General features: G+C 70.6%; 26 protein-coding genes. 13 read left to right on the forward strand and 13 right to left on the reverse strand.

Annotation, left to right across the window (positions count from 1 at the left end; all coding sequences use genetic code 11):
* The 3 genes from AOM06_RS05020 to AOM06_RS05030 form a co-directional block, all read right to left on the reverse strand.
* On the reverse strand, positions 1-1200 hold the full coding sequence (locus AOM06_RS05020; protein ID WP_062303600.1) for a pyrophosphate--fructose-6-phosphate 1-phosphotransferase: 1200 nt from the start codon (positions 1198-1200) through the stop codon (positions 1-3).
* An 82-nt stretch (positions 1201-1282) separates the two neighbouring features.
* A complete protein-coding gene (locus tag AOM06_RS05025) occupies positions 1283-1999 on the reverse strand; it encodes a lysophospholipid acyltransferase family protein (RefSeq protein ID WP_062303603.1) in 717 nt (238 codons plus the stop codon).
* 17 nt (positions 2000-2016) lie between these two features.
* Complete coding sequence (locus tag AOM06_RS05030; RefSeq protein ID WP_062303605.1) at positions 2017-2979, reverse strand: ROK family glucokinase; 963 nt, start codon at positions 2977-2979, stop codon at positions 2017-2019.
* 86 nt (positions 2980-3065) lie between these two features.
* Here AOM06_RS05030 and AOM06_RS05035 point away from each other — a divergent pair, with 86 nt between their 5' ends.
* From AOM06_RS05035 to AOM06_RS05050, 4 genes are all read left to right on the forward strand, one after another.
* Positions 3066-4859 carry an AMP-dependent synthetase/ligase gene (locus tag AOM06_RS05035; RefSeq protein WP_062303608.1) on the forward strand — a complete coding sequence of 598 codons (1794 nt, stop codon included), beginning with the start codon at positions 3066-3068 and terminating at the stop codon, positions 4857-4859.
* A gap of 120 nt (positions 4860-4979) precedes the next feature.
* Entirely contained in the window at positions 4980-5273 is a 294-nt protein-coding gene (locus AOM06_RS05040; RefSeq protein ID WP_062303611.1) for a hypothetical protein, read from the forward strand.
* A 198-nt stretch (positions 5274-5471) separates the two neighbouring features.
* Positions 5472-6923, forward strand: a complete 1452-nt coding sequence (locus AOM06_RS05045; RefSeq protein WP_062303614.1) for an FAD-binding oxidoreductase — start codon at positions 5472-5474, stop codon at positions 6921-6923.
* A gap of 122 nt (positions 6924-7045) precedes the next feature.
* Complete coding sequence (locus AOM06_RS05050) at positions 7046-7963, forward strand: sulfotransferase family protein (RefSeq protein ID WP_062303617.1); 918 nt, start codon at positions 7046-7048, stop codon at positions 7961-7963.
* A 4-nt stretch (positions 7964-7967) separates the two neighbouring features.
* On the opposite strand, the gene AOM06_RS05055 is transcribed toward AOM06_RS05050, so the two are convergent.
* Positions 7968-8168, reverse strand: coding sequence for a hypothetical protein (locus AOM06_RS05055; protein WP_062303822.1), 201 nt, complete (start codon positions 8166-8168; stop codon positions 7968-7970).
* A 189-nt stretch (positions 8169-8357) separates the two neighbouring features.
* Here AOM06_RS05055 and AOM06_RS05060 point away from each other — a divergent pair, with 189 nt between their 5' ends.
* A complete protein-coding gene (locus tag AOM06_RS05060; RefSeq protein ID WP_062303621.1) occupies positions 8358-10085 on the forward strand; it encodes a DEDD exonuclease domain-containing protein in 1728 nt (575 codons plus the stop codon).
* Positions 10086-10094: 9 nt separating this feature from the next.
* Here the strand turns inward: AOM06_RS05060 and AOM06_RS05065 are convergent, their stop codons facing one another.
* The 3 genes from AOM06_RS05065 to AOM06_RS05075 all read right to left on the reverse strand — a co-directional run bounded on the left by AOM06_RS05065 (position 10095) and on the right by AOM06_RS05075 (position 12463).
* The gene (locus tag AOM06_RS05065) at positions 10095-10916 is read right to left on the reverse strand and encodes a phosphatase PAP2 family protein (protein WP_156163587.1); all 822 of its coding nucleotides are present in this window, start codon (positions 10914-10916) and stop codon (positions 10095-10097) included.
* Between the two features lie 72 nt (positions 10917-10988).
* On the reverse strand, positions 10989-12029 hold the full coding sequence (trpD, locus tag AOM06_RS05070; RefSeq protein ID WP_062303630.1) for an anthranilate phosphoribosyltransferase: 1041 nt from the start codon (positions 12027-12029) through the stop codon (positions 10989-10991).
* A gap of 11 nt (positions 12030-12040) precedes the next feature.
* Positions 12041-12463 carry a response regulator gene (locus tag AOM06_RS05075; RefSeq protein WP_062303823.1) on the reverse strand — a complete coding sequence of 141 codons (423 nt, stop codon included), beginning with the start codon at positions 12461-12463 and terminating at the stop codon, positions 12041-12043.
* A gap of 145 nt (positions 12464-12608) precedes the next feature.
* Here AOM06_RS05075 and ctaE point away from each other — a divergent pair, with 145 nt between their 5' ends.
* The 6 genes from ctaE (at position 12609) to AOM06_RS05105 (ending at position 18610) form a co-directional block, all read left to right on the forward strand.
* Positions 12609-13238, forward strand: coding sequence for an aa3-type cytochrome oxidase subunit III (gene ctaE / locus AOM06_RS05080; protein WP_062303633.1), 630 nt, complete (start codon positions 12609-12611; stop codon positions 13236-13238).
* A gap of 11 nt (positions 13239-13249) precedes the next feature.
* The gene (gene qcrC / locus AOM06_RS05085; RefSeq protein ID WP_062303635.1) at positions 13250-14038 is read left to right on the forward strand and encodes a cytochrome bc1 complex diheme cytochrome c subunit; all 789 of its coding nucleotides are present in this window, start codon (positions 13250-13252) and stop codon (positions 14036-14038) included.
* Entirely contained in the window at positions 14035-15114 is a 1080-nt protein-coding gene (gene qcrA / locus AOM06_RS05090) for a cytochrome bc1 complex Rieske iron-sulfur subunit (RefSeq protein ID WP_062303638.1), read from the forward strand. The genes qcrC and qcrA overlap by 4 nt, the downstream gene beginning before the upstream one ends.
* Entirely contained in the window at positions 15114-16736 is a 1623-nt protein-coding gene (gene qcrB / locus AOM06_RS05095; RefSeq protein ID WP_082105327.1) for a cytochrome bc1 complex cytochrome b subunit, read from the forward strand. The genes qcrA and qcrB overlap by 1 nt, the downstream gene beginning before the upstream one ends.
* 435 nt (positions 16737-17171) lie before the next feature.
* On the forward strand, positions 17172-17792 hold the full coding sequence (locus tag AOM06_RS05100; RefSeq protein WP_062303641.1) for a superoxide dismutase: 621 nt from the start codon (positions 17172-17174) through the stop codon (positions 17790-17792).
* A 107-nt stretch (positions 17793-17899) separates the two neighbouring features.
* Positions 17900-18610 carry a potassium channel family protein gene (locus AOM06_RS05105; RefSeq protein WP_228372860.1) on the forward strand — a complete coding sequence of 237 codons (711 nt, stop codon included), beginning with the start codon at positions 17900-17902 and terminating at the stop codon, positions 18608-18610.
* Between the two features lie 4 nt (positions 18611-18614).
* On the opposite strand, the gene AOM06_RS05110 is transcribed toward AOM06_RS05105, so the two are convergent.
* The 5 genes from AOM06_RS05110 to ctaC all read right to left on the reverse strand — a co-directional run bounded on the left by AOM06_RS05110 (position 18615) and on the right by ctaC (position 24548).
* The gene (locus AOM06_RS05110) at positions 18615-21032 is read right to left on the reverse strand and encodes an ATP-binding cassette domain-containing protein (RefSeq protein ID WP_228372869.1); all 2418 of its coding nucleotides are present in this window, start codon (positions 21030-21032) and stop codon (positions 18615-18617) included.
* Positions 21033-21111: 79 nt separating this feature from the next.
* A complete protein-coding gene (locus tag AOM06_RS05115) occupies positions 21112-21405 on the reverse strand; it encodes a DUF4287 domain-containing protein (protein WP_062303647.1) in 294 nt (97 codons plus the stop codon).
* Between the two features lie 141 nt (positions 21406-21546).
* On the reverse strand, positions 21547-21948 hold the full coding sequence (locus tag AOM06_RS05120; RefSeq protein WP_062303650.1) for a cytochrome c oxidase subunit 4: 402 nt from the start codon (positions 21946-21948) through the stop codon (positions 21547-21549).
* A 12-nt stretch (positions 21949-21960) separates the two neighbouring features.
* Positions 21961-23673 carry an aa3-type cytochrome oxidase subunit I gene (ctaD, locus tag AOM06_RS05125; protein ID WP_082105329.1) on the reverse strand — a complete coding sequence of 571 codons (1713 nt, stop codon included), beginning with the start codon at positions 23671-23673 and terminating at the stop codon, positions 21961-21963.
* Entirely contained in the window at positions 23673-24548 is an 876-nt protein-coding gene (ctaC, locus tag AOM06_RS05130; protein ID WP_169747720.1) for an aa3-type cytochrome oxidase subunit II, read from the reverse strand. The genes ctaD and ctaC overlap by 1 nt, the downstream gene beginning before the upstream one ends.
* Positions 24549-24580: 32 nt before the next feature.
* Between ctaC and AOM06_RS05135 the strand changes: the two genes are divergently transcribed.
* Entirely contained in the window at positions 24581-25711 is a 1131-nt protein-coding gene (locus AOM06_RS05135) for a cysteine desulfurase family protein (RefSeq protein ID WP_062303653.1), read from the forward strand.
* A gap of 1 nt (position 25712) precedes the next feature.
* Positions 25713-25970, forward strand: a complete 258-nt coding sequence (locus AOM06_RS05140; RefSeq protein ID WP_062303656.1) for a sulfurtransferase TusA family protein — start codon at positions 25713-25715, stop codon at positions 25968-25970.
* Positions 25971-25976: 6 nt separating this feature from the next.
* Here AOM06_RS05140 and erpA read toward each other — a convergent pair whose 3' ends face one another.
* Positions 25977-26330 (reverse strand): iron-sulfur cluster insertion protein ErpA, encoded by a 354-nt coding sequence (gene erpA / locus AOM06_RS05145; protein ID WP_062303659.1) that lies wholly within the window; start codon positions 26328-26330, stop codon positions 25977-25979.
* Positions 26331-26367: the final 37 nt, after the last annotated feature.

A 26367-nucleotide genomic window follows, 5' to 3' on the forward strand; every position in this document is an offset into this window, starting at 1 on the left:
TTACGCCTGCCCGATCGCCTCGAGGGTCTCGACGTACCACGGGGTCGTGGTGTCGAAGGGCTTGTGGCCCGCGATGCGCGGGAACGGGATCGCCTTGAGACGGTCGCCGTCCTCCTCGTCGTGGCCGATCACGCCGGGCTCGCCGCGCAGCGCGCACTCGACCGCGTAGTCGGTCATCGACTTGATGAGGCGCAGGTCCTCGGCGTTCGCGGCCGCGGCACGCGAGAAGTAGCCCGACTTCTGGACCATGACCTTCTCCGCGCCCAGCTTCTCCGCGAACTGCTTGGCGAACCACTGGCCCGGGTTGATCTCGTCGAGGCGCACGTGGCCGAACGGGTCGCGCTTGACCTCCTGGCCCGTGGCCTCCATCTCCGCGATGATCTCGGGCACGCCGGCGCCCTCGGACAGGAAGATGTTAACGTTGCCGACCTCGTCCATCACCGTGCGCAGGCGCGCGGCCTCGGCGTCGATGTCGAGGTGCTGCTCGGGGACGTACACGGCGTGGATGTCCCAGCGCTCCTTGGTGAGGCCGATGCCGGGGAGGAACGTGCGGGTCTCGAGGTCCTCGCGGTACTTCATCGCGGCGGCGGCGGTGAGCCAGCCGCACGCACGGCCCATGACCTCGTGGATGATGAGCATGCGCGGGCCCGAGCGGTGCTCGCCGATGATGTTGCGGCCGAACTTCGCGGCCTCCTCGGCCGCGGTCCACGCACCGAGCGACTGGCGGATCGGCACCACGTCGTTGTCGATGGTCTTGGGAAGGCCCACCACGGTGAGGCCGTAGTCGTTCTCCGCGAGGTAGGCGGCCAGGTCCGCGGCGGTCGTGTTCGTGTCGTCGCCACCGATGGTGTGGAGCACGTCGACGCCGTCGGCCTTGAGCTGCTCCGCGGCGACCGCGAGCGGGTCCTCGCCGTCCTTGACCAGGCCGCGCTTGACGCAGTCCGCGACGTTGGTGAGCTTGACGCGCGAGTTGCCGATCGGCGAGCCGCCGAACTCGTGCAGGAGGCCCGCGTGCTTGCGGACCTCGTCGTCGATCACGATCTTCTTGCCGAGCAGCAGACCCCAGTAGCCGTGCTCATAGGCGATGATCTCCACCTCGGGGGCGATCTCGGTGTAGCGCTCGATCAGGCCTCCCACCGCGGAGGAGAGGCAGGGGGCGAACCCACCGGCGGTCAGGAGTGCAACGCGGCGAACCGACATGACGGACCTTTCGTTGTGTGTCTTGCGGATTTCGTGGTCATTCTAGGCGCGCGACAGGGCGCCGGGAGCCGGGACGGGGGACCTACTCCCCCGCCTCCCGGGACTGCTGCTCCTTCTCGAGCTCGCGCTTGACGAGCGCGGCGTCGCGTTCGACGTACTCCTGGCCGGAGAGCTCGGCGATGGCCGCCATGATCCGGTCCGTCGCCTCGCGCAGTGCGGCGCGGTCCTCCTGACGCCCGTCGAACTCCGACAGGTCGATGGGGGCGCCGATGCGCACGCCGATCGGGTGGCGCTTGGGAACCTTCTGCCCGATGGGCTGCGCGATGTGCGTGTCGATCATCGCGACGGGGATCACCGGCGCGCCCGACTCGATCGCGAGGCGCGCGACGCCGGTCTTGCCGCGGTACAGGCGGCCGTCGGGGCTGCGCGTGCCCTCGGGGTAGATGCCGAGCAGCTCGCCGCCCTGCACCACCTGGAGGCCGGTGCGGAGCGCCGCCTCGGACGCGCGCCCGCCCCCACGGTGCACGGGGATGGTGCCCACGCCCTCCATGAACGCCTTCGTCGCGTAGCCCTTGACGCCCTTGCCGGTGAAGTACTCCTCCTTGCCCAGGAACACCACCTTGCGGCTGATGACCACGGGCAGGAACACGGAGTCCGAGAAGGACAGGTGGTTGGAGGCGAGGATCGCGCCCCCCGTCTCGGGGATGTTCTCCTGCCCCTCGACCCAGGGCTTGTACACGCCCTTGAGCGCGGGGCCCAGCAGCACGTGCTTGAAGAGGCGGTAGTAGGTGTCGCTCATGATGTCCGGGGAGGTTCCTAGCGGTTGGCGGAGGCGATGCGGGCGAGGTCGGCCGCGCCGACGATCCCCGCATCGTTGCCCATCTCTGCTGCGACGATGGGGACGATGGGACGGTGGCCGCGCGCGGGCAGGTTCGCCTCGAACGCCTTGCGGGCCGGGTGGAGCAGCAGGTCGCCGGCGGCGACGACGCCGCCGCCGATGACGAAGAGCTCGGGGTCAAGCGCGGCGGCCAGCGATGCGGAGCCCTCGCCGATCCAACGGCCCAGCTCGGCGAGGAGCTCGAGGCCCAGCTCGTCGCCGTCCATGGCGATCTGGGTGACGTGCGGGCCCGTGATCGCGGTGGCGTCGCCGCCCGCGAGCTCGAGCAGGCCGGCGGCGCGCACCGGGCGGTCCATGGCCGCGCGGCGCGCCTCGCGGGTCAGCGCGGATCCCGAGGCGTACTGCTCCCAGCAGCCGTGGAGGCCGCAGCCGCACGGGTGGCCGTTCGGCACCACGCGCAGGTGGCCCAGCTCGGCCGCGAAGCCGTACGCGCCGCGCACGAGCTTCCCGTCGACCACCAGCGCGGCGCCCAGCCCCGTGCCGATGGTGAGCAGCACCATGTGCTTGGCGTCGCGCGCCGCGCCGAAGGCGAACTCCGCCCAGCCGGCCGCGTTCGCATCGTTCTCGACCACGACGGCGACGTCGTCGCGGCCGATGAGCGCGCGCACGTTCGTCGCGAGCGGGTAGTCGCGCCACGCGATGTTCGGCGCGAACAGCACGTTCTCCTGGTCCGAGGAGACGAATCCGGCCGCTGCCAGGCCCACCGCGTGGAACTCGTGGTCGGCCGCGAGCTCCGCCACCGCATCGGCGATCGCGGCGTCGATGCCCGCCGGATCCTGCGGCTTGGTCTTGCGCTTGGTCTTGGCAATGATGGCGCCGTCCTCGTCGACCACACCGACCGCGATCTTGGTGCCGCCGATGTCTACGCCGATTGCATGCATTCTCTATGGCCTTCCGCTACCTCGCTGGGACTCAGTCAAGGCTATCGTCTGACGCGTCCCCCCTACTGCCATGGGAGTCCTAAAGCATGAGCCAGCCCTCGCACACCGACGACGCCGCGAACATCGTCGACCTCATCTCGCAGGCGTGGCGCACCCACGCCGACCGCGTGGTGATGCGCTACACCGACGCGGACGACGCGTGGATCGACGTCACCGGCGCGCAGGCCCAGGCCTGGGTCACCGAGGTCGCGAAGGGGCTCATCGCGCGCGGGATCGAGCCGGGACAGAGCGTCGGGATCATGGCGCGCACGCGCATCGAGTGGTCGATCCTCGACGTCGCCATCTGGACCGTGGGCGCGCTCCCCGTCCCCATCTACGACACGTCGTCGGCCTCGCAGATCGACTGGATCACGTCGGATGCCGACATCGCGGTGCTGTTCGTCGAGACCGAGGCGCACGCGGCGCTCGCCCACCAGGTGGCGAGCGACCCCGAGAGCCCGCTGCGCGAGATCCTCGTGATCGACCGTGGCTGCGTCGACGACCTGCGCGCCGCGGGCACCGGGATCCCTGACACGCTCGTCGCGGAGCGGGCGGCGCTCGCTACGCTCGAGGACCCGGCCACGATCGTGTACACGTCGGGCACCACCGGCCGCCCCAAGGGCGCCGTGCTCACGCACCGGAACTTCGTGGTGCACACGCGGGGCATCCATGTGGAGCTCGAGGACGTGCTGCTCCGGCCCGAGTCGAGCTCGGTGCTCTTCCTCACGCTCGCGCACTCGCTCGCGCGGCTGGTCGAGGTGGTGCTGCTCGCGGGCGGCACGACCATCGGCTACTGCCCCGACACGCGCAAGCTCGTGCCGTACATCGGGTCCTTCCACCCCACGCTGCTGCTCGCGGTGCCGCGCGTGTTCGAGAAGGTCTACAACGCGGCCGAGCAGAAGGCCGCCGCCGGCGGGAAGGTGAAGATCTTCCGGTGGGCCGCGAAGCAGTCCATCGACTACTCGCGCGCGCTCGACACGCAGGCCGGCCCCTCGTTCGCCCTCAAGGCGCGTCACGCGGTGGCTGACCGGCTGGTGCTCGCGAAGATCCGCGAGGTGCTGGGAGGCAAGGCCGTCCACGCCATCTCGGGGTCCGCCCCGCTCGGCGAGCGTCTGGGCCACTTCTACAACGGCCTCGGCCTCCAGGTGATGGAGGGGTACGGCCTCACCGAGGTCACGGCCGCGGCCCACGTGAACCGCACGACCAGGTCCAAGATCGGCACCGTCGGCCCCGCCCTGCCGGGCTTCGAGACCGTCATCGCCGAGGACGGCGAGGTGCTCATGCGCGGCGACATGCTGTTCCAGGGGTACCACCGGAACCCCGAGGCGACCGCCGAGGCGATGCGCGACGGGTGGTTCCACACGGGCGACATCGGGCAGCTCGACGACGAGGGCTTCCTCACGATCACCGGCCGCAAGAAGGAGATCATCGTGACCGCGGCGGGCAAGAACGTCGCGCCCGCGGTGCTCGAGGACCGCCTGCGCGGCTACGCGCTCGTCAGCCAGTGCGTGGTCGTGGGCGAGGCGAAGCCCTTCATCGGCGCGCTCATCACGCTCGACGAGGAGGCCCTGCCGGGCTGGCTCACCAGCCACGGGCTGCCCACGATGCCGGTGGCCGAGGCCGCGACCCACCCCGTGGTGCGCGAGCACCTCGACAACGCCGTCACCAGGGCGAACGGCGCGGTGTCGCGCGCCGAGTCGATCCGCCGCTGGGAGATCCTGCCCACCGACTTCACGGTCGAGGCGGGGCACCTCACGCCGTCGCTCAAGGTCAAGCGCGCGCAGGTGCTGCGCGACTTCGCGGCGGACGTCGAGGCGCTGTACACGACGGCGACACGCTGACAGACGACCCTGGGGGCACGCGGTGCCTGATGCCCCCAGGGGTAGTGGCACCACAAGTCGGGGCTGTCCGGGCGCGGCCGATCCGCCGAGCCTGGAGGCACCACCGACCCGGAGGACACCATGCCCTACCTCATCTCCACCCCGTCAGCACCCGACAGCGCGACCGCGTCCGTGACCCGCGAGCTGCCCATCGCCCGCTCGCACGTGATCCCGGCGCCCGTCGGCGCGCGCTTCGCCCGCGCCGCGGCCGCTGAGACCCGGACGCGGCTCTACCGCCGGGCCCTGCGCCCGCGATACGCCGTGGGTGCGCGCTTCCCGCGACGCGACGCGGCGGACAGGGCCGAGCTCGCGCTCGTGCTCGTCCCGCTCGGCTCGCCGCGACCGCGACCGGTCGGGGCCCGCTTCCCCCGCTGACCCGGACCCGCCGACACGGCCCGGAGGCCTGTCCGCCCTCGACGACGCCCGCCGCCCGCTTGGGGCCGCGGGCATCGTCACGCTCCCGCGGCATCGCGTGCCCGATGCCCCCCGCTCGGGTGGCACCACAAGTCGGGTCTGGTGGGACGAATCGGACGAGGCGAGCATGATCCGGAATCCAACCCGGAGGTTCCCACCATGTCCCTGTCCACCGATGCGCCCGCGCTCACCGAGCCCGAGTGCACCACCGTCTCCAACCCCCGTCGCACGACGCTCGCGGGCGGCATCGCCGGCACCGCCCTCGGCACCGCGCTCGACGACCTCGCCGCGCGCCTCGACGGCGGCATCGTCCGCCCCGCCGACCAGGACTGGGACGCCGCGCGTGCCGCGTGGCAGCTCGGGGTGGATCAGCACCCCGTGGCCGTGGTGCTCGCCGCGTCCGAGGCCGATGTCGCCCGCACGCTTCGGCTCGCCACGCGCCTCGGCGTACGGGTGGCGCCGCAATCCTCGGGCCATGGCGCCGTGGCGCTCGGTCCGCTCGAGGGCGCCATCCTGCTGCGCACGAGCGCGCTCTCGACCGTGTCGGTCGACGCCGTCGCCCGCACCGCGACCGTCGGTGCGGGCGCCACGTGGGGCGACGTCGCGGACGCCGCCGCGCCCCACGGGCTCGCGGGTCTGGCGGGCTCGTCACGCACCGTCGGCGTCGTCGGCTACTGCCTCGGCGGAGGGCTCGGCTGGCTGGGACGCCTCCACGGGCTGGGCGCAGGATCGATCCTGTCCGCGCGTGTCGCGTTGCCCGGCGGCGCCGTCGTGATCGCCTCGGCGTCCGAGCACGCCGACCTCTGGTGGGCGCTGCGGGGCGGCGGCGGGGCGGGCGTGGTCACCGAGCTGACGCTCCGCCTGGTCGAGGTCCCCGACCTGACCGCCGGCACCCTGTGGTGGCCGCGTGCGCGCGCCGCCGAGGTCCTCAAGGCCTGGGCACGCCTCATCCCGGTCCTGCCGCGCGAGATCACGACCGTCGCGCGCGTCCTGACCTTCCCCGACATCGAGGAGCTCCCGCCGCACCTGCGAGGAGCGCAGATGGTGCTCGTGCAGGCGGCCGTCGTAGGCTCGGCCGCTCTCGCCGACCGCCTGCTCGCGCCGCTCCGTGGGCTCGAGCCGGTGATGGACGACATCGCGCCCGTCTCCCCCGACGCGCTCGGCCACCTGGCGATGGACCCGCCCGACCCGTCGGCGGGCGCCGCGGAGGGCGTGGTCCTCGCAACATTCGGCGAGGCGGCCGTCGACGCATGGCTCGAGGCGCTCGACGGCCCTGCGTGCGCGGGAGTCGTGGCGGCGGATCTCCGCCAGCTGGGCGGGGCCCTGTCTCCAGAGTCCGGCCACGATGCGGCGCTCACCGGGCTCGCGGGCGCGGTCGCGGCGGTCGCCGTCGCGCCGGTGACGCCCGTGGCCGACGCCGCAGCCGCCGCCCAGGCGGTCGCCGCGGCGCTCGCAGCGCTCGCGCCCTGGGCGAGCGCGCACCAGTACGCGAACTTCGTCGAGCAGCCCGCCGACGAGGAGACGCTCGTGGGCACCGCGCACGACAGGCTCGACACGATCCGTCTGTCGTACGACCCGGACGGCACGGTGCTCCGCCGCCACGGCGGCTGACCGGCCCTCGGTCGAAGGGGGCTGGGGCGAGCCGCTGGTACCGTGGCTCGCCTCAGGACACCTCGCCCAGCGGCCGCTCGCGTCCCGGCCTAGCTCCCGCTGCGCATGAAAGGCAGGATCACATGCGCGCTGTCGAGCCGCGGATGGTCTTCGTCGGCGGGGCCCACCGGAGCGGCACCACGGTGCTCGCGCAGGTCATGGCCGCATCGCCCGAGCTCGCGGGGCTGGTCGGCACCGGCGTGCCGATGGACGAGGGCCAGCACCTGCAGAGCGTGCTCCCCACCGCAGCGGCCCTGGGCGGTGCCGCGCGCTGGGCCCTGGACCCCCGGGCGCACGCGGTCGAGGCGGATCCCGGCGATCGCGCCGCGATGCGCTCCGCGATCTCCGACGCCTGGCAGCCCTTCTGGTCCTCGGATGCGGCGTTGCGGGTGGAGAAGTCGCCGCCCAACGTCACGCGCATGCGCTTCCTGCAGTCGCTGTGGCCCGATGCACGGTTCATCGTCATCACACGGCACCCCATGATCCAGTCGCTCGCCATCCAGAAGTGGGACCACTCCCTGCCGGGCTTCCTGCCCAAGCTGGGCCTCGGCATCGACAAGACCCTCGAGAACTGGTGCGAGATCCACGACATGCTCGCGGCGGACGCTCCGCACCTCGACCGCCTGCTGGTGCTGCGCTACGAGCACCTCATGGCGGACCCGCAGGGCGAACTCGCGAAGGTCTCGGACTTCCTCGAGCTCTCGGAGCCGCTCGACGCGGATCGCATCCAGCCGAGCCGCGGTGACACCTACCGCACATTTGTCGAGGGCCAACGGGACCGGCGGTGGGGGCCCCACGTCCCCGTGATGGCACCGAAGCCCTTCACCACCGCTCGACGCCGCGCCGCGTTCCGCGCGAGCTGGGAGGCGGTGAGCAGGTACGACGCGCTTACAGGCCGCTACTCGCGCCTCGCCCGACGCTTCGAGGAGCGCGCGCGCACGCACGGCTACTCAATGCTCGACCTTGACGCGGTCGCCGCGTTCCCCGCGCACGGCGCATGACCCCCTAGCTCGCGCGCGGCGGCCTCACGAGTCGCAACGGCGGCACGAGCCCACCTGCGGCGAGCGCGTCGAGGGCGTGCGCCTGCTCCTCGTCGAGTTCGACAGTCGAACGATCCGACGGCCGCACCTCGATGGTGAGGAACGAGACGACGCAGTCGCCGCAGCTCCTGCCCCTCATCTCGCATGAGTCACAGTCGATCAGCATGGCCACGCCCCTCTCCTCCAGGTCCGGCGTCGGTGCATGCCGCGCTCGCGCGGCACGCCGTGCGTGGGGCACGGATCACGGTCGATCACCATGCCTCCCAGGCTAGGGAGGGGGTCTGACATCGCAACGTCATGCCTGGTGCATCCACTGGTGCAAGGCGTTGTCGGAGGGGGGCCGTACCGTCGGCGTATGACCTCCCCCGCCGAGACCGTCGAGCAGCTGCTCCATCAGCAGCGCTCGCTCGAGGACGTCGGCGAGCCGCTGCATCGCACCACCTTCGTGGTCGTCGACCTCGAGACCACCGGGACCTCGCCCGACAGGGCCTGCATCACGGAGATCGGAGCGGTCAAGACGCGCGGAGGCGAGGTCGTCGGAGAGTTCCAGACCCTGGTGGACCCCGGTTCGCCCATCCCGCCGTTCATCGTCGCCCTCACCGGCATCACGGACGCGATGGTCGTCGCGGCGCCGCGGATCGAGCAGGTCCTGCCGTCCTTCCTCGAGTTCCTCGGCGACGCGGTCCTGGTCGCCCACAACGCCCCGTTCGACACGGGCTTCCTGCGCGCCGCGTGCCGCGCGCACGGGTACCGATGGCCTGGCAACCAGGTGGTCGACACGGTCACGCTCGCCCGCCGCGCCACCACCAAGGAGGAGGCGCCCAACAAGAAGCTGTCGACCCTCGCGCGGGTGTTCGGCACCGTGGTCGAGCCCAACCACCGCGCGCTCGAGGATGCGCGCGCGACATCGGAGATCCTCCACCGGATGCTCGAGCGGGTCGCGGCGTTCGGCATCACGCACCGCGAGGACCTCGACGCGCTGCGCAACCCCATGCCCGAACGCATCCGCAAGAAGGCCGCCATGGCCGATCGCGTGCCCGCGAAGCCGGGCGTGTACGTCTTCCGGGGCCCACGCGGCGAGCGCCTGTACGTGGGGACGTCGAAGAACCTCCGCTCGCGCGTGAAGTCCTACTTCACCACCGGCGAGCAACGCCGCTCCGTGCGCGACATGCTCGAGCTCGCCGTGGACGTCGACACCCTGGTGTGCGCGACCGAGCTCGAGGCCAACGTGCGTGAGGTCCGTCTCATCGCGGAGCACCGCCCGCGCTACAACCGCAGGTCGGCGCGGCCGGAGCGGACGCCGTGGGTCCGCATCACGGATGAGCGCTATCCCCGCCTCGCGGTGTCGCGCGCCGTCGCCGGCCCAGAGGGCTCGCTGGGGCCGATGCGCTCGGCAGCGGACGCGCGCCTCGCGATCGAGGCGGTCCAGTCCGCGCTCGGCGTGCGGACGTGCACCACGCGCCTGCCGATCACGCCGCGCGCGAACGCCCGCGCGTGCCTGCTCAAGGACCTGGGCGCGTGCGCCGCGCCCTGTGTGCGCGGTGACGCGTCGGGCTACGACACCACCGCGCAGGCCATGCGCGACGCGCTCGCCGCCGACCCGTCGCCCGTGGTGAGCGCGCTCGAGCGCCAGATCGCCGAGCGTGCCGAGGCGCTCGACTACGAGCGCGCCGCCGAGCTCCGAGACGGCGTGAGCGCCGTGGTGGACGGCGCGATGCGGGCACAGCGGCTCGCCTCGCTCGCCCGATGCTCCATCGTCGCGGTCCGACCGGATGGGGACGCGTGGGACGTCGCCGCCTTCCGCCGCGGCGCGCTCGCCGGCAGCGAGCGCGTGTCGGAGAAGGTCTGGGACGCCGCTGACCGCCTGCGGACCCTCACCGACGACCTCGACGTGACCCGCGAGGTCCTGGTCGAGGAGCGCGAGCTGGTGGCCCGGTGGCTCGAGGCGCCAGGTACGCGGCTGCTCTACGTCGACGGCGAGTGGTCGAACCCCGTCAACGGCGCTGGGCGTCATGCGCGGTGGGTCGAGGCTCGCCGGGCGGACCGCGACGCCCGCCCGCTCACCCGGCGCGCGGAGGGCTGAACCGAGCCCCTATGCGGTGACGGCGGCCGGCACGAGCGACGCGCCGGCCGTGTCGGTCGCGCCGCGCCTGCGGTAGAGACCCATGGCCACGACGACCCACACGCCGGTGATCGCCCATCCCGCCCAGATGTCGATCACCCAGTGGTTCGCGGTCAGGATCACCACCACGCCGGTGATGAGCGCGTAGGACACGGCCACGACGCGCAGCCAGAGCCGACGCGTCATGATGCACACCGCCAGCGCGACCCACAGCGACCACCCCGCGTGCAGCGAGGGGAAGGCCGCGAGCTCGTTCGTGGTGCTCGACAGACCGTCGGCGCCCTGCGGACCCCGATCCCAGAAGCCCATCCGGCCTGTCTCCTCGAGCACGTCGACGAAGCCGCGCATGAGCCGCGGCGGGGCCGTGGGCAGCACGATGAACATGACGAGCGCGGTGAGCGTGGTGCCGGCGAGCGCCACGAACAGCGGCCTGTAGAGCGAACGATGGCGCGTCCACAGCACCACGAGCACCCCGATCGTCGCGACGAAGTGCCAGGTCGCGTACCAGAGCGCGGTGGCGAAGGCGACCCCGGGCGTATCGACCGCCCAGCGGTTCCACGACTGCTCGATGTCGATGCCGAGCCACTGCTCGAAACGATGGATGTCGGTCGCCGTGGAGGTGGCCACCCCGAAGTCGCCCTGGGCGGCGAGCCGCGCGAGCGAGTAGACGCCGTAGAGCATCAGCACGAAGACGATCTCTCGGGCCGCGCCTGAACCCAGCCACGACCTCCACGAGGGCCATTGCCTCACCACGTCGGGCGAAGCGGGGCCTTCGCGAACAGAATCGATCACCGCCGCAGTCTAAGGGCAGGTGACGCTCAGGCAAACGTCAGGTGACGAGGATGCCACGAACGGGCGATGCGCCTAAGCCTGGGTGGCGGCCACCCAGCGGTCGAGCACGTCGGCGGCGGCCCCCGAGTCCACGGCGCGCGCCGCGTGCTCCAGACCCGCCTCGAAACGCTCGACGAGCGTGCCGCTCGACGTGCCGGCGAGCGTCGCGTCCGCGACGAGGCCCGACGCCGCGTTGAGCAGCACCGTGTCGCGCACGGCGCCCGGGGCGCCCGCAAGCACGCTGCGCACCACGGCAGCGTTCTCCTCGGCCTCGCCGCCGCGCAGGTCGTCGATCGTGATGCGCGCGAGCCCGAGGTCGCTCACCGGGTCGAGACGCATCTCGGTCACGCCGCCGCCACGGACCTCCCAGACGGTCGCCGCGCCCGTCGCCGCGAGCTCGTCGAGACCGTCGTCGCCGTGGAAGACCAGCGCCTCACGGCCCTGCTGCGCGATCACGCCCGCGAGCACGGGCGAGACGCGCAACGACGACGACCCGATGGCCGTCGCCTGCGGCTGCGCGGGGTTGGTGAGCGGGCCCAGGATGTTGAAGGTGGTCGGGATGCCCAGCTCCTTGCGGATCGGCATCGCGAAGCGCATGGACGGGTGGAACACCTGCGCGAAGCAGAACGTGATGCCCACCTCGGTCGCCAGCTCCCGCACCCGCTCGACCGGGAGGTCGAGCCGGACTCCCAGCGCGCCGAGCACATCGGCCGACCCCGACTTCGAGGTGGCGGCGCGGTTGCCGTGCTTCACCACGGTCGGGCCGGCGCCCGCGATCACGATCGACGCCATCGTGGAGATGTTCACCGTGTGCGCGCCGTCGCCGCCGGTGCCGACGATGTCGACGGTCCGTCCGGGCACCTCGAACCGCACGGCGTGGGCGAGCATCGCCTGGGCGAGCCCGGCGACCTCGGCGGGCGTCTCGCGCTTGACGCGCAACGCCGCGAGGAACGCCCCCATCGCCACGGGCGAGGCGGAGTCGGTGAGGACCGAGTCCATGACCGCCGCGGTCTCCTCCGCGGTGAGGTCCTCATGCTCGACGAGGCGCGCGAGCAGGTCCTGGAGCGTCGCCATCGTCGCGGGCCTCAGGCGCTCGCGGGCGCGAAGAACGAGTCGACCGCGTCGCGCAGGACGAACGGGTCGAGCGGGTGGGACACGGCGGCGTCGGCCTCGGACCAGGTCGCGAGCCACGCGTCGCCGGGCCGGCCGACGAGCAGCAGGATCGGCGGGCACACGTAGAGCTCGTTCTTCATCTGGCGCGCGACGGCCATGCCTCCGACCTTCGCGGTCTCGCCGTCGAGGATCACCAGATCGAAGGACCCGGAGTCGAGCTGCTCCGTCACCGCCGCGTGCGTCGCGGTCTCGGTCCACTCGATCGGCTGACCGTGGGTGGTCGGGCCGACCGCGAAGCGCACCTTCTCGCGTACGTTGCGATCGTCGCTGTACAGAAGGATGCGTGCCTTGCGGACGGTGACGTCCCCGGACTCGTGCTTGACCACGTCGCTCATGGCGCCCATTCTGGCACGCCCGGTGCCTGGTCCATGCCGGTTCTCGCGCCCTGCCCGGGCATATCGGAACACGTGCGGGAACGTCGCGGCACGCCTGCACGTTGCTTGGTGAGTCCCGGGTGCTCCGTACGCTTTAATGGGACCTATGTCCCACGCCACGACTGCGCCGTCGCCCATCCACGCGACCCGGCCCAATCAGGTAGCCGTCGGCACCATCGTGTGGCTGAGCTCCGAGCTGATGTTCTTCGCAGGCCTGTTCGCGATGTACTTCACGCTCCGGGCTCAGGTACCCGAGGTCTGGGCCGACAAGACCGAGCTGCTGAACATCCCCTTCGCCGCACTCAACACCTCCGTGCTGGTGCTCTCCTCCTTCACCGCCCAGGCGGGCGTGTGGGCGGCCGAGCGCTACCAGCGCCGCCGCACCGGCAAGCTCTACCAGCTCAAGGGCTGGGGCATGCACGAGTGGTTCGTGCTGACCTACATCATGGGATCGGTGTTCATCGCCGGCCAGGTGTACGAGTACGCGATGCTCATCTCCGAGGGCCTCACCATCTCGTCGAGCCCGTACGGCTCCGTCTTCTACCTCACCACCGGCTTCCACGGCCTCCACGTGCTCGGCGGCCTGATCGCCATGCTGTTCGTGCTGGCGCGCTCGTTCGCGGCGAAGAAGTTCGGGACGCATGAGGCGACCACGGCGATCGTGGTCTCGTACTACTGGCACTTCGTCGACGTGGTGTGGATCGCGCTGTTCGCCGTGATCTACATCCTGCAGTAAGGGACCTCACCGTGAACGCACTCGCACGTCACCGCTACCACCGCGCGGCCCCGGTCGTCCTCGTCCTGCTGCTGCTCGCCCTCATCACGGGCATCGCCGCCGCCGTCTCCACCGCATCGTCCGCCGATGCCGCGACCGCGACCACCGCTGAGGACGCGGCCGAGGGCCAGAAGCTCTTCGCCGCCAACTGCGCCTCGTGCCACGGCCTCGACGCCACGGGCACCGACGGCGTCGCGCCGTCGCTCGTCGGCGTGGGCGCCGCGGCCGTCGACTTCCAGGTCGGCACCGGCCGCATGCCCATGCAGTCCTCGGGCCCGCAGGCCATCGCCAAGCGCGCGCAGTTCTCCGAGGAGGAGATCTCGCAGCTCGCCGCGTACGTCGCCTCGCTGGGCGCCGGCCCCGCCATCCCCACCGCCGAGCAGGTCGACCCCGAGCTGGGCGACGCGGCCAACGGCATGGAGCTCTTCCGCACCAACTGCGCCATGTGCCACGGCTCGGTCGGCGGCGGCGGCGCCCTCACGCAGGGCAAGTACGCGCCGAACCTCTGGGAGACCACTCCCACGCACATCTACGAGGCGATGCTCACCGGCCCGCAGTCCATGCCGGTGTTCAACGACGCCAACATCACGCCCGAGGGCAAGCGCGACATCATCGCCTACCTCAAGGCTCAGGACGAGGGCTCGCCGGGCGGTCTCCGCCTCGGCACCATCGGCCCCGTCGCCGAGGGCATGTGGGGGTGGCTCGTCGCCCTCGGACTCATCATCGCCAGCACCGTGTGGATCGGAGCCCGTTCTTCATGAGCACCACTGAGAACCCGACCTCGCACGAGTCGGAGCACACCACCCCCGAGTCCTTCGAGGACCCGGGCCTCCCCTATCACCGTCCCCGCCGCGCGGACGTCGACCCGAAGGCCGAGAAGAAGGCCGAGCGTCAGGTCGCCGCGCTGTTCGCGGTCTCCATCGTGGGCACGATCGTCGCGATCGGCTCCTACATGGCCCTCGACATGACGGACGAGATCGACTCGATCCGGTTCGTCAACATGATGATCGGCCTCGGCATCTTCCTCGCCATGATCGGCATCGGCTTCGGCGCGATCCACTGGGCGAAGACGCTGATGCGCGACCACGAGATGGTCGAGGAGCGCCACGCGCTCCGCTCCTCCGAGGAGTCCCGCGCCGGCGCGATCCAGAATCTCAAGGACGGCGTCGAGGACTCCGGCATCTCCGGTGTCAAGCGTCGCCCCGTCCTCGTGGGCACGGGCCTGTCCGCCCTCCTGCTCGCGCCGCTCGCGGTCCTGTGGCCGCAGATCGGCAACATGGGCGCCGACTGGAACACGTCGAACTTCGGCCACACGATGTGGCGCAAGGGCATGCGTCTGACGCGCGACCCCGACGGCACGCCCATCAAGGCGTCCGACGTCACCATCGGCTCGGCGTTCCACGTGATCCCCGAGGGGCTCAACGAGCTCGAGCACCACAAGATCGAGGAGAAGGCCAAGGCCGTCGTCCTCCTGCTGCGCCTCGACCCGCGTGACCTCAAGATCCCGGACGACCGCAAGGACTGGTCGTTCGACGGCATCGTCGCGTACTCCAAGATCTGCACCCACGTCGGCTGCCCCGTGGCGCTGTACGAGCAGCAGACCCACCACCTGCTCTGCCCCTGCCACCAGTCGACCTTCGACGTCTCCGACGGCGCCAAGGTGGTCTTCGGCCCCGCGAAGCGTCCGCTCCCGCAGCTGCCGATCGCGGTCGACGACGAGGGCTACATCATCGCGCAGAGCGACTTCCACGAGCCGATCGGCCCGTCCTACTGGACGCGCCTCAAGGACACGTCAGACGGCATGCACGCCGACGACTCCGAGGGGAGCAGCCACTGATGGGCGCTCGCGTCAACACCGCCGCCGCCGGCACCGCGAACTGGGTCGACGAGCGCACCTCCATCGGTGGCTTCGTCAAGTTCTTCGCCCGCAAGCTCTTCCCGGACCACTGGTCGTTCATGCTGGGCGAGATCGCCCTGTACTCGTTCGTGGTCCTGCTGCTCTCGGGCGTGTTCCTCACGGCGTTCTTCGTGCCGTCGATGACCATCGTCGAGTACGACGGCCCGCTCGCGACCATGCAGGGCGTGGAGATGTCCGAGGCCTTCGCCTCGACGCTGCACATGTCCTTCGAGGTCCCCGGCGGCCTCCTCATGCGCCAGATCCACCACTGGTCGGCGCTGCTGTTCACCGCGGCGATCGTCACGCACATGGCGCGCGTGTTCTTCACCGGCGCGTTCCGCAAGCCGCGCGAGCTCAACTGGCTCGTCGGCTTCACGCTGATGATCCTGTCGCTCGCGGCGGGCTTCTCGGGCTACTCGCTCCCGGACGACGTCCTCTCCGGCAACGGCCTGCGCATCATCGAGGGCGTCACCCGGTCGATCCCGATCGTCGGCGAGTACATCTCGTACTGGATCTTCGGCGGCGAGTTCCCGGGTGAGATCCTCATCCCCCGCCTCTTCACCATGCACGTCCTGCTGGTGCCGGGCCTCATCCTCGTGCTCGTCGCGCTGCACCTGTTCCTGGTGTTCCTGCACAAGCACACGCAGTACCCTGGCGGCGGCCGCAAGGACACCAACGTCGTGGGCCTCCCCCTCTTCCCGGTGTACACCGCGAAGGCCGGCGGCTTCTTCTTCGTGGTGTTCGGCATCATCGCGCTCGTCGCGGCCATCTTCACCATCAACCCGGTGTGGAACTACGGCCCCTACGACCCGTCGCCGGTCTCCGCGGGCACCCAGCCCGACTGGTACATCCTGTTCGTCGACGGCGCCCTGCGCCTCATGCCGGGCTGGCTGTTCGACATCATCCCGATGGAGTGGGAGTTCTGGGGCTACACGCTCTCGCTGAACATCCTCATCCCGGCGCTGATCCTGCCCGGCCTGTTCTTCGGCTTCCTGGCGCTGTACCCCTGGATCGAGGCGTGGGCCACCGGCGACCGCGGCGAGAAGCACGTGCTCGACCGTCCGCGCAACGCCCCGGTCCGCACCGGCATCGGCGTCGCCCTGATCTCGTTCTACGTGATCCTGGTGATGGAGGGCTCGAACGACATCATCGCGAACCTGTTCCACCTGTCGCTCAACGACCTCACGTACTTCTTCCGGATCGGCATCTTCGTGATCCCGGCCCTCGCATTCTGGATCACCCGTCGCCTCGCGATCGGCCTCCAGCGCAAGGACCGCGAGCTGGTGCTGCACGGCAAGGAGACGGGCCGCATCGTCCGTCACGAGCACGGCGAGTACCAGGAGGTCCACGAGCCGCTCACCGATCAGGAGCGCTGGATCCTCGTCTCCTACGACGACATCGCACCGCTCGAGATCGAGCCCGAGTACAACGACCGCGGCGTGCGCCGCAAGGGGTACCGCTGGGACCACTTCAAGCAGCGGCTCTCGCGGATCTACTTCGAGAAGCGCATCTCCCCCGTCACCCCGGAGGAGCTCGCGGAGGCGCAGCACGCGCACCACTGAGGCATCCGATCGAAGGGGCGTCCGGCATCTGCCGGGCGCCCCTTCGGCGTTCTCCGGGGACGATGCGCGGCTCGCAGTCCACCCCACCGTCGCACGCCGGGCTCCTGGAATGGGGCGCTCAGCGTCGCTCTGGAGTGATCGCTGCGCGCCTTGGGGCATCCACGTTCGTCGCCGTCGGGCGAGCGACCACCGATGCCCCATGGCGGACCGCGCACGTCAGGAAGCGACGGTGGACGCCCCATCTCCCCGAGGGCGCGGGGTGGGCGCGCGGGCGGCAGGTGCGGACGCGGGCTGCACCTGGAATGCCCTGGCACCCGCTCCGGTTGGAGTGGATGTCCCATCACGCTCCGGCCCCGGTCACCGCTAGGCTCGGAACGTTCCCGGAAACCCGGCCGCGTCGCCCACCTGGCAGCGCGGCCCGACCATGGAGGAAGAATGGCCGACTACACGCTGCCGGACCTCAGCTACGACTACGGCGCCCTCGACCCGTACATCGCGGGCGAGATCATGGAGCTCCACCACAGCAAGCACCACGCGGCGTACGTCGCCGGCGCGAACACGGCGCTCGAGAAGATGGCGGGCGCGCGCGAGTCCGGCGACTTCGGCGCCATCGCGGGCCTCGAGAAGGCGCTCGCCTTCAACCTGGGCGGCCACACCAACCACTCGGTGTTCTGGACCAACATGTCCCCCGACGGCGGCGACAAGCCCGAGGGCGAGCTCGCGGCCGCGATCGACGAGCACTTCGGATCGTTCGACGGCTTCCGCGCCCACTTCACCCACAACGCCATGACGATCATGGGGTCCGGCTGGTCGATCCTCGCGTGGGACACGATCGGCAAGAAGCTCATCATCGTCCAGCTCTACGACCAGCAGGGCAACGTCCCCGTGGGCCTGATCCCGCTGCTCATGCTCGACATGTGGGAGCACGCGTTCTACCTGCAGTACAAGAACGTCAAGGCCGACTACGTCAACGCGTGGTGGAACGTCGTGGACTGGGCCAACGTCCAGCAGCGCTTCATCACGGCGACGGCGACGCAGGGCCTCATCGTCGCATAGCGCTCGCACGCATCGTCCGGAGGGCGGTCTCCCGCATGGGAGGCCGCCCCCTGTGCGTTGGAGCCCTGTTCCGGCCCCGGCACCAGGCCGGACGCTACGGTGGGTGCATGGCTACCACCGGCTCGCACCTCGAGGAGACCGCCGAGGACGAGGTCGAGCACCGCCCCATGATGTGGCTGCTGCTCGTCACGCTCGTGGTGCTGCAGTTCGGCTACCCGGTCACGTACGAGGGCACCGGGTGGACGGTCGCCTATCTGCTGACCTACATCGGCATCGTCGTGTTCAGTATCCGCAGGGCGAATGCCGACCGCCGCCGGTACTGGCCGCTCCTCCTCGCCTCGCTGGGACTGATCGTGGGCACCACCTGGTACGCGTTCGAGCAGCAGGACGCGACCGCCGTCGCCGCGATGCTCGCCAGCATGGGCGTGCTCCAGCTCGCGCTCGTCGTGACCCTCGCCCGGTCGCTCGCGAGCCCGCCTCCGGGTGCCCGCACCATCGACCTGCTGCTCGTGGCGGTGTGCACGTACCTTCTGCTCGGCGGAGTCTTCGGCGTGGTCTCCAGCCTCATGGAGATCGGGCACCCGGGCAGCTTCGCCGACCCCAACGCGGCGGGGGGCGCCCTCACCTGGCAGGGCCTCACCTACGGCAGCTACGTGACGCTCGCGACGCTCGGCTTCGGCGACATCGTCCCGGTGACGCCGTGGGCGCGCTCGCTCTGGTCGTTCGAGGCGGTGCTCGGCACGCTGTTCGTGGCGGTCGTCATCGCGCGCCTGGTGGGCGTGGCTGGCTTCGCCCCCCGAGACACGCGCGAGGCCTGAGGCCCTACGCCCCCACGTACTCGGCCCCCACGTACTCGGCCCCCACGTACTCGGCAAGGTGCTCGCCGGTGAGGGTCGACCGCGCCGCGACCAGATCCGCAGGAGTGCCCTCGTAGACGATGCGTCCGCCGTCGTGGCCCGCGCCCGGCCCCAGGTCGATGATCCAGTCGGCGTGCGCCATCACGGCCTGGTGGTGCTCGATCACCACGACCGACCGGCCGCCGTCCACCAGCCGGTCCAGCAGCCCGAGCAGGTGCTGGACGTCCGCGAGGTGCAGACCCGTGGTGGGCTCGTCGAGCACGTACACGCCGCCCTTGTCTCCCATGTGGACCGCGAGCTTGAGCCGCTGCCTCTCCCCGCCGGAGAGCGTCGACAGCGGCTGTCCCAGGCTGAGGTACCCGAGCCCCACCGCCGCGAGCCTCTCGACGATCGCCAGCGCCGCCGGCGTGCGCGCCTCACCCTCGGCGAAGTACCCCAGCGCCTCGGTGACGGGCATCTCCAGCACATCGGCGATGGATCGCCCGCCCAGGGTGTACTCGAGCACCGACGCCTGGAAGCGGCGTCCCTCGCACTCCTCGCACGTCGACGACACGGTCGCCATCGGGCCCAGGTCGGTGAAGACCACGCCCGCGCCGTTGCACACCGGGCACGCGCCCTCCGAGTTCGCGCTGAACAGCGCCGGCTTCACGCCGTTGGCCTTCGCGAAGGCCTTGCGGACCGGCTCCAGCAGGCCCGTGTAGGTGGCCGGGTTGGACCGGCGCGAGCCCTTGATGGCCGTCTGGTCGACGTAGACCACGTCCTCCCCCGCCGGGATCGAGTCGCGGATGAGCGAGCTCTTGCCCGAGCCCGCGACCCCGGTCACCACGCACAGCACGCCGAGAGGGATGTCGACGTCGACGCCCTGCAGGTTGTGGGACGAGGCTCCACGCACCTCGATCGCCCCCGTCGCTGCGCGCACGCCGTCCTTGAGCCGTGCGCGGTCGTCCAGGTGGCGCCCCGTGAGCGTGTCGCTCGCGCGCAGCGCCGCGACGGTGCCCTCGAAGCACACGGTCCCTCCCCCGGCACCGGCGCCCGGGCCGAGGTCCACGACGTGGTCCGCGATCGCGATCGCCTCGGGCTTGTGCTCGACCACGAGCACCGTGTTGCCCTTGTCCCTCAGGCGGACCAGCAGGTCGTTCATCCGCCGGATGTCGTGCGGGTGCAGCCCCACGGTGGGCTCGTCGAACACGTACGTCACGTCGGTCAGCGAGGATCCCAGGTGCCGGATCATCTTGACCCGCTGCGCCTCGCCGCCGCTCAGGGTTCCCGACGGCCGGTCGAGCGAGAGGTAGCCCAGCCCGATCTCGACGAAACCCTCGCACAGGTCCGTGAGCGAACGCAGCAACGGCGCCACCGTCGGCTCGTCCAGCGCCCGCACCCACGCGGCGAGGTCGGTGATCTGCATGGAGCACGCGTCGGCGATGCTCACGCCTCCGATGCGGGAGGCCCGGGCGCCCTCCGCGAGCCGCGTACCCTCGCACTCCGGGCATGTCTGGAAGGTGACGGCGCGCTCCACGAACGCGCGGATGTGCGGCTGCATCGAGTCGACGTCCTTGGACAGCATCGACTTCTGGATCTTGGGCACCAGACCCTCGTAGGTGAGGTTGATCCCCTCGGCCTTGACCTTGCGCGGCTTCGCGTAGAGGAAGTCCTCGCGCTGCTTCGCCGTGAACTCCTTGACCGGCACGTCCCCGGGCACCACGTTCGCGATGAGCCGCACGGCCCAGCCGTCCGCCGTGTACCCCGGCACGGTGATCGCGCCCTGCTTGAGCGAGAGCGACTCGTCCACCAGCTGCGCGAGGTCGATGTCGGAGACGCTTCCCATCCCCTCGCATCGGGGGCACATGCCGCCCAGCTGCGAGAAGGTGCGCACCTCCTTCTTGCCCCCGCCGACGGAGATGGCGCCCTGGCCCGAGACCGACGGCACGTTGAACGAGTACGCCTGCGGCGAGCCGATGTGCGGATCGCCCAGCCGGCTGAAGAGGATGCGCAGCAGCGCGTTCGCGTCGGTCACCGTGCCCACGGTCGAGCGCGCGTTGGCGCCGAGCCGCTCCTGGTCCACGATGATCGCGGTGGTCAGCCCCTCGAGCCGGTCCACATCGGGCCGTGCGAGCGTGTCCATGAACCCCTGCACGAACGCCGAGTAGGTCTCGTTGATCATGCGCTGCGACTCCGCCGCGATGGTGTCGAAGACCAGCGAGCTCTTGCCGGACCCCGAGACCCCGGTGAAGGCCGTGATGCGCCGCTTCGGGATTGCGACCGTGACGTCCTTGAGGTTGTTCTCGCGCGCTCCCTCGACCCGGATGAGGTCGTGGGCGTCGGCGGCGTGCACGGGCTCAGGCATGGGGGCTCCCGTCGGTGGGGACGATGCGACGGTCACCATTGTGGCGCGGGGCACCGACATCGGCGGGATCAGGGCCGCAGCGGGCGCTCCGCGCGGCGCGAGCGCGCCCCGGCGCGCGTCAGTACCCCGCGGGCTTCGAGTCCTTGCCGTCGAGCCACAGGCGGGCGGACGGGTCGGCGTGGGCGCCTCCCGAGCCGACGTGCTTGGGGTCGACCGTGTCGCCCTTGGTGATGACGTGCACCATCGCCATCGCATGGCCCCGCCCGAGACCGTAGTCGTCGCGCAGCCACTCCACGATCGGCGTGGCCTTGGTGCCAGGACCCCACCCCTTGGCATGCGCCAGCTCGACCAGCTGACGCGGGGTCAGGCCCGTCTTGGTCTCGACCGCGTCGAGGTACGCCTGGAACGACACGAGCGGCTCCCGTCCGGGCGCCTCCCCCGACGCCCTTGGTGCACCTTAGGTCGGCCGCCGACGATGATCAACAGAGACCGGGCTCACGCGCAGAAGCGGCCCGCCCCCATCGGGGACGGGCCGCTCCGTGAGATCCGGGGATCAGTGCGCGTGCTGGCCGCGCGAGAACTCCATGACCCAGCCGACCAGGCCGAAGACTCCGACCACCGCCGCGGGGGCCATGATCCACCAGCCCACCGCCATGGCGACGAAGGCGAGCGCCGCTCCGGCGCCGCACAGCAGCGGCCACCAGCTCCACGGAGCGAACGTGCCCTGCACGCCGGCGTCCTCGGAGATCTCGGCGTCCTCGCGGTCCTCGGCGCGCTGCCCATGACGCTTCTCGAGCATCTTGAAGTACACCGCGACCATCGCGAACATGCCGCCGGTCAGGTAGATCGCGAGGAACCCGACCCACTCGGACCAGTGGGTGAAGATGCCGTACGCGGTGCCGGCGAGGAAGAAGAAGACGCCGGGGACGATGAAGACGTTGGCCTCTGTACGCATGCTGCAGCCTCCTTACGCGACCGGCGCGTGGTCGGTGGCGTCGCGCTCGGCCTGGTGGTGGTCCCGGGCCGCCGCACCGGGGTGGTGCAGGTCGAACGCGGGGCGCTCCGAGCGGATGCGCGGGATGGACGTGAAGTTGTGGCGCGGCGGCGGGCAGGACGTGACCCACTCGAGCGAGTTGCCGAAGCCCCACGGGTCGTCGACCTCCACCTTGGGCGCCTTGCGCGAGGTGACGTAGACGTTCCAGAAGAACGGCAGCGTCGAGGCGGCGAGCACGAACGCGCCGATGGTCGACAGCTGGTTCATCCACGTGAAGCCGTCCTCGGGCATGTAGTCGACGTAGCGACGTGCCATGCCCCACGCACCCAGCCAGTGCTGGACCAGGAAGGTGGTGTGGAAGCCGACGAACAGCAGCCAGAAGTGGATCTTGCCCAGGCGCTCGTCGAGCATGCGGCCCGTGAACTTGGGCCACCAGAAGTAGAAGCCCGCGAACATCGCGAACACCACGGTGCCGAACACGACGTAGTGGAAGTGCGCGACCACGAAGTAGGAGTCGGACAGCGGGAAGTCGAGCACCGACGAGCTCAGGATGATGCCGGTGAGGCCGCCGAAGAGGAAGGTGACCAGGAAGCCGATCGACCACAGCATCGGCGTCTCGAAGGTGATCTTGCCTCTCCACATGGTGCCGATCCAGTTGAAGAACTTCACACCGGTCGGGACCGCGATGAGCATCGTCATGAACGAGAAGTACGGCAGCAGCACCGCGCCGGTCACGTACATGTGGTGCGCCCACACCGTCACCGACAGCGCGGCGATCGCGATGGTCGCGTACACGAGGCCGTGATAGCCGAACAGCGGCTTGCGCGAGAACACCGGGAAGATCTCGGAGACGATGCCGAAGAACGGCAGCGCGATGATGTACACCTCGGGATGGCCGAAGAACCAGAACAGGTGCTGCCACAGGATGGCGCCGCCGTTGTCCGGGTTGAAGACCTGCGAGTGGAGCACGCGGTCCGAGCCGAGCGCGAACAGCGCCGACGCGAGCGGCGGGAACGCGAGCAGCACGAGCATCGACGTCACGAGGATGTTCCAGGTGAAGATCGGCATGCGGAACATGGTCATGCCCGGCGCGCGCATCGTGACGATGGTGGTGATGAAGTTCACCGAGCCGAGGATGGTGCCGAAGCCGCCGAGCGCGAGGCCGAAGACCCAGAGGTCACCGCCGACACCGGGCGAGTAGATCGAGTTCGACAGCGGCGCGTAGGCGAACCAGCCGAACGATGCCGCGCCCTGCGGGGTGAAGAAGCCCGCCATCGCGATGACGCCGCCGAAGAGGTAGAGCCAGTACGCGAGCATGTTGAGGCGCGGGAACGCCACGTCGGGCGCGCCGATCTGCAGCGGCATGATGAAGTTCGCGAAGCCCGCGAACAGCGGGGTGGCGAACAGCAGCAGCATGATCGTGCCGTGCATCGTGAACAGCTGGTTGTACTGCTCCGCCGACTGCACCACCTGCATGCCGGGCTCGAAGAGCTCGGCGCGGATCAGCAGCGCGAGCAGGCCGCCCACGATGAAGAAGAAGAACGACGTGATCAGGTACATGTACCCGATCGTCTTGTGGTCGGTGGAGGTGATCCACTTGATGACCAGCGAGCCGCGACGTGTCGGGGCCGCGGGGATGGAGACGGTGCGCTGGGTGTCAGCGGCCTCATAGGGGACGGTGGCCATCAGGACTGAGCCTCCTCGTGCTCCTCGGTCAGCTGGACCACCTGGTCGCGGCTGTACTCGTCGACGCCGATCTGGCCTTCGTAGCCGGCGGCGCGGAGCTCATCCATGTGCGCGTCGTACTCCTCGCGGGAGACGACCTTGACGTTGAACAGCATCGAGGCGTGGTACTCGCCGCAGAGCTCGGCGCACTTGCCCTGATACGTGCCCTCCTCGGTGGGGGTCACCTGGAAGGTGTTGGTGCGGCCGGGGACGGCGTCGACCTTGTAGAGGAAGGCCGGGATCCAGAACGAGTGGATGACGTCGCGCGACTCGATGGTGAACTCGACGTTCTCATCGACCGGCAGGTAGAGCGTCGGAAGCGTCTCCTCCACGCCTTCCTCGCCGGTAAGGGTCGCCTGGACGCCCGGGTCGTAGACATCGTCGTCGATGTAGTTGAAGTCCCAGCTCCACTGCTTGCCGACCACGTTGATCTGGACGTCGGGCTCGGCCGACGTGTCCTGGATCGCAGCGATGTCCTCGGCGGTGTACTTGAACAGCACGCCGATCATGAGCAGCGGGACGATGGTGTACATCAGCTCGAGCGGGATGTTCGCACGCGTCTGCATGGGGAGCTTGTTGTCCCCCTTGCGCTTGCGGTAGACCGCGACGCACCACAGGATCAGGCCCCACGTGATGGCGCCGACGGCGAGCGCGGCGATCCAGGAGCCGTTCCACAGGGTGATGATCCGACCCGTGTGGTTGGTGATGTCAGGGGAACTCGGGAGGGCGCCGTTCTCGATGCCGTTGGCGCATCCTGCCAGGAGGGACGTCAGTCCCAGGACAGCGATGCCTGCCAGGGCTTTTCCGGGCACGCGGGGACGTGAAAGCAGGGACACACGGGCAGTGTAGCGCGCTGTACGGTGAAGCCATGCAGGCCGCACGCATGTTCCTGGACGCCTCGGGGTCCTCCCCTATGACGAACAGGACGCTCGAGGCGTTCCACTCCGGGCTCGCGGACGGGTGGGCCGATCCGAGCCGGCTCCACACGGAGTCGCGACGTGCCAGGCAGCTCGTCGACGCGTCCCGCGAGGCGCTCGCCGAGGCGCTCGGATCCAGGCCCGAGCACACGTTCCTGACGCAGTCGCCGCACCTCGGTATCGAGCGGGCCCTGGCGGGCATCTTCACGGCGCGTCGCGGGCGCGACCGCATCGTCGCCTCGGCCGTCGAGCGCGACGCGACCCTGCACGCCGCGCACCACCTCACGGGCGGGAACGTCACCACCGTGCCGGTCGATCGGCTCGGCCACGTCGACCTCGACGTGCTGGCCGGCGAGCTCGCCGTGCCCGACGTCGCGCTCGCCGCGGTCCAGCACGCGAACCACGAGATCGGCACCGTGCAGCGGCTCGACGCCGTCGCGGAGGCTGCGGCCGCGGCCAAGGTGCCGCTCCTGGTGGACGCGACCGCGAGCATCGGCCACGGGCCCGCGCCCGAGCACTGGGACGCCATGGTCGCCAACCCTGCCGACTGGGGCGGCCCGGCCGGGCTCGGCGTGGTCGCGATGCGGCCGCGCACCCGCTGGCTGCCCGCGTGGCCCGAGGGCGACGACTGGGCCCCCGGCGGGCTGCTCGTGCCCGCGGTGCTCGCGGCGGCGGTCGCGCTCCAGGAGCGCCTCGAGCAGCGCGACGCCACTCAGGGGCGGCTGCGGGGCCTCGTCGACCGGGTGCGGTCCACCGCCGCGACGTGGCCCGGCGTCGACGTGGTCGGTGATCCCGACGAGCGGCTCCCTCATGTGGTGACGTTCTCGTGCCTCTATGTCGACGGCGAGGCGCTGCTGTCGCGCCTGGACCGCGAGGGCATCGCCGTCGGGTCCGGCTCCGCCTGCACCACCAGCACGCTCGAGCCCAGCCGCGTGCTCGCGGCGGTGGGCGCGCTCAGCCACGGCAACGTGCGGCTCGGCCTGCATCCCGGCGTCTCCGACGCGGACGTCTCGCGCCTGCTCGCCCTCATGCCGCGCGTGCTCGCGGACCTCCGCGCCGAGGCCGGCGCGCCGGAGCTGTGACGTGACCGCGGACGATGCGGCCGTCGAGGGCGACGCCCCCGTCACGGTCGACGCGACGGGGCTGCTGTGCCCCCTGCCGATCATCGAGCTCGCGAAGGCCGCGCGCGGCCTGGGGCCCGGCACCGAGGTCACGGTGCTGTGCACCGACCTAGCGGCGCGGGTCGACGTGCCCGCGTGGGCGCGCATGACCGGGAACGACTTCGTGGGGGAAAGCGAAACGGACGGTGAAGGCGTAGCCCTCACCGTCCGTCTGCGCTGAATCAGATCAGCTGAAGGAGTCTCCGCACGCGCAGGAGCTCGAGGCGTTCGGGTTGTCGATGGTGAAACCCTGCTTCTCGATGGTGTCCGCGAAGTCGATCGTCGCACCGTCGAGGTACGGGACCGACATCTTGTCGACAACGACCTCCACGCCGTCGAAGTCGCGGATCGCGTCCCCGTCCAGCGTGCGCTCGTCGAAGTAGAGCTGGTAGATGAGGCCCGAGCAACCGCCGGGCTGCACCGCGAGGCGCAGTCGAAGGTCGTCGCGGCCCTCCTGCTCGAGCAGGCTCCTGACCTTCGCCGCCGCAGCATCGGTGATGACGACGCCGTGGGACTTGGTCTCGGTCGCAAGATCAGTCATTGACGCCTCCTCTCTCTCGGTGTGATGTCAAGCGTAC

This window comes from Demequina subtropica, from assembly GCF_000971235.1.
Classification (GTDB): Bacteria; Actinomycetota; Actinomycetes; order Actinomycetales; family Demequinaceae; genus Demequina; species Demequina subtropica.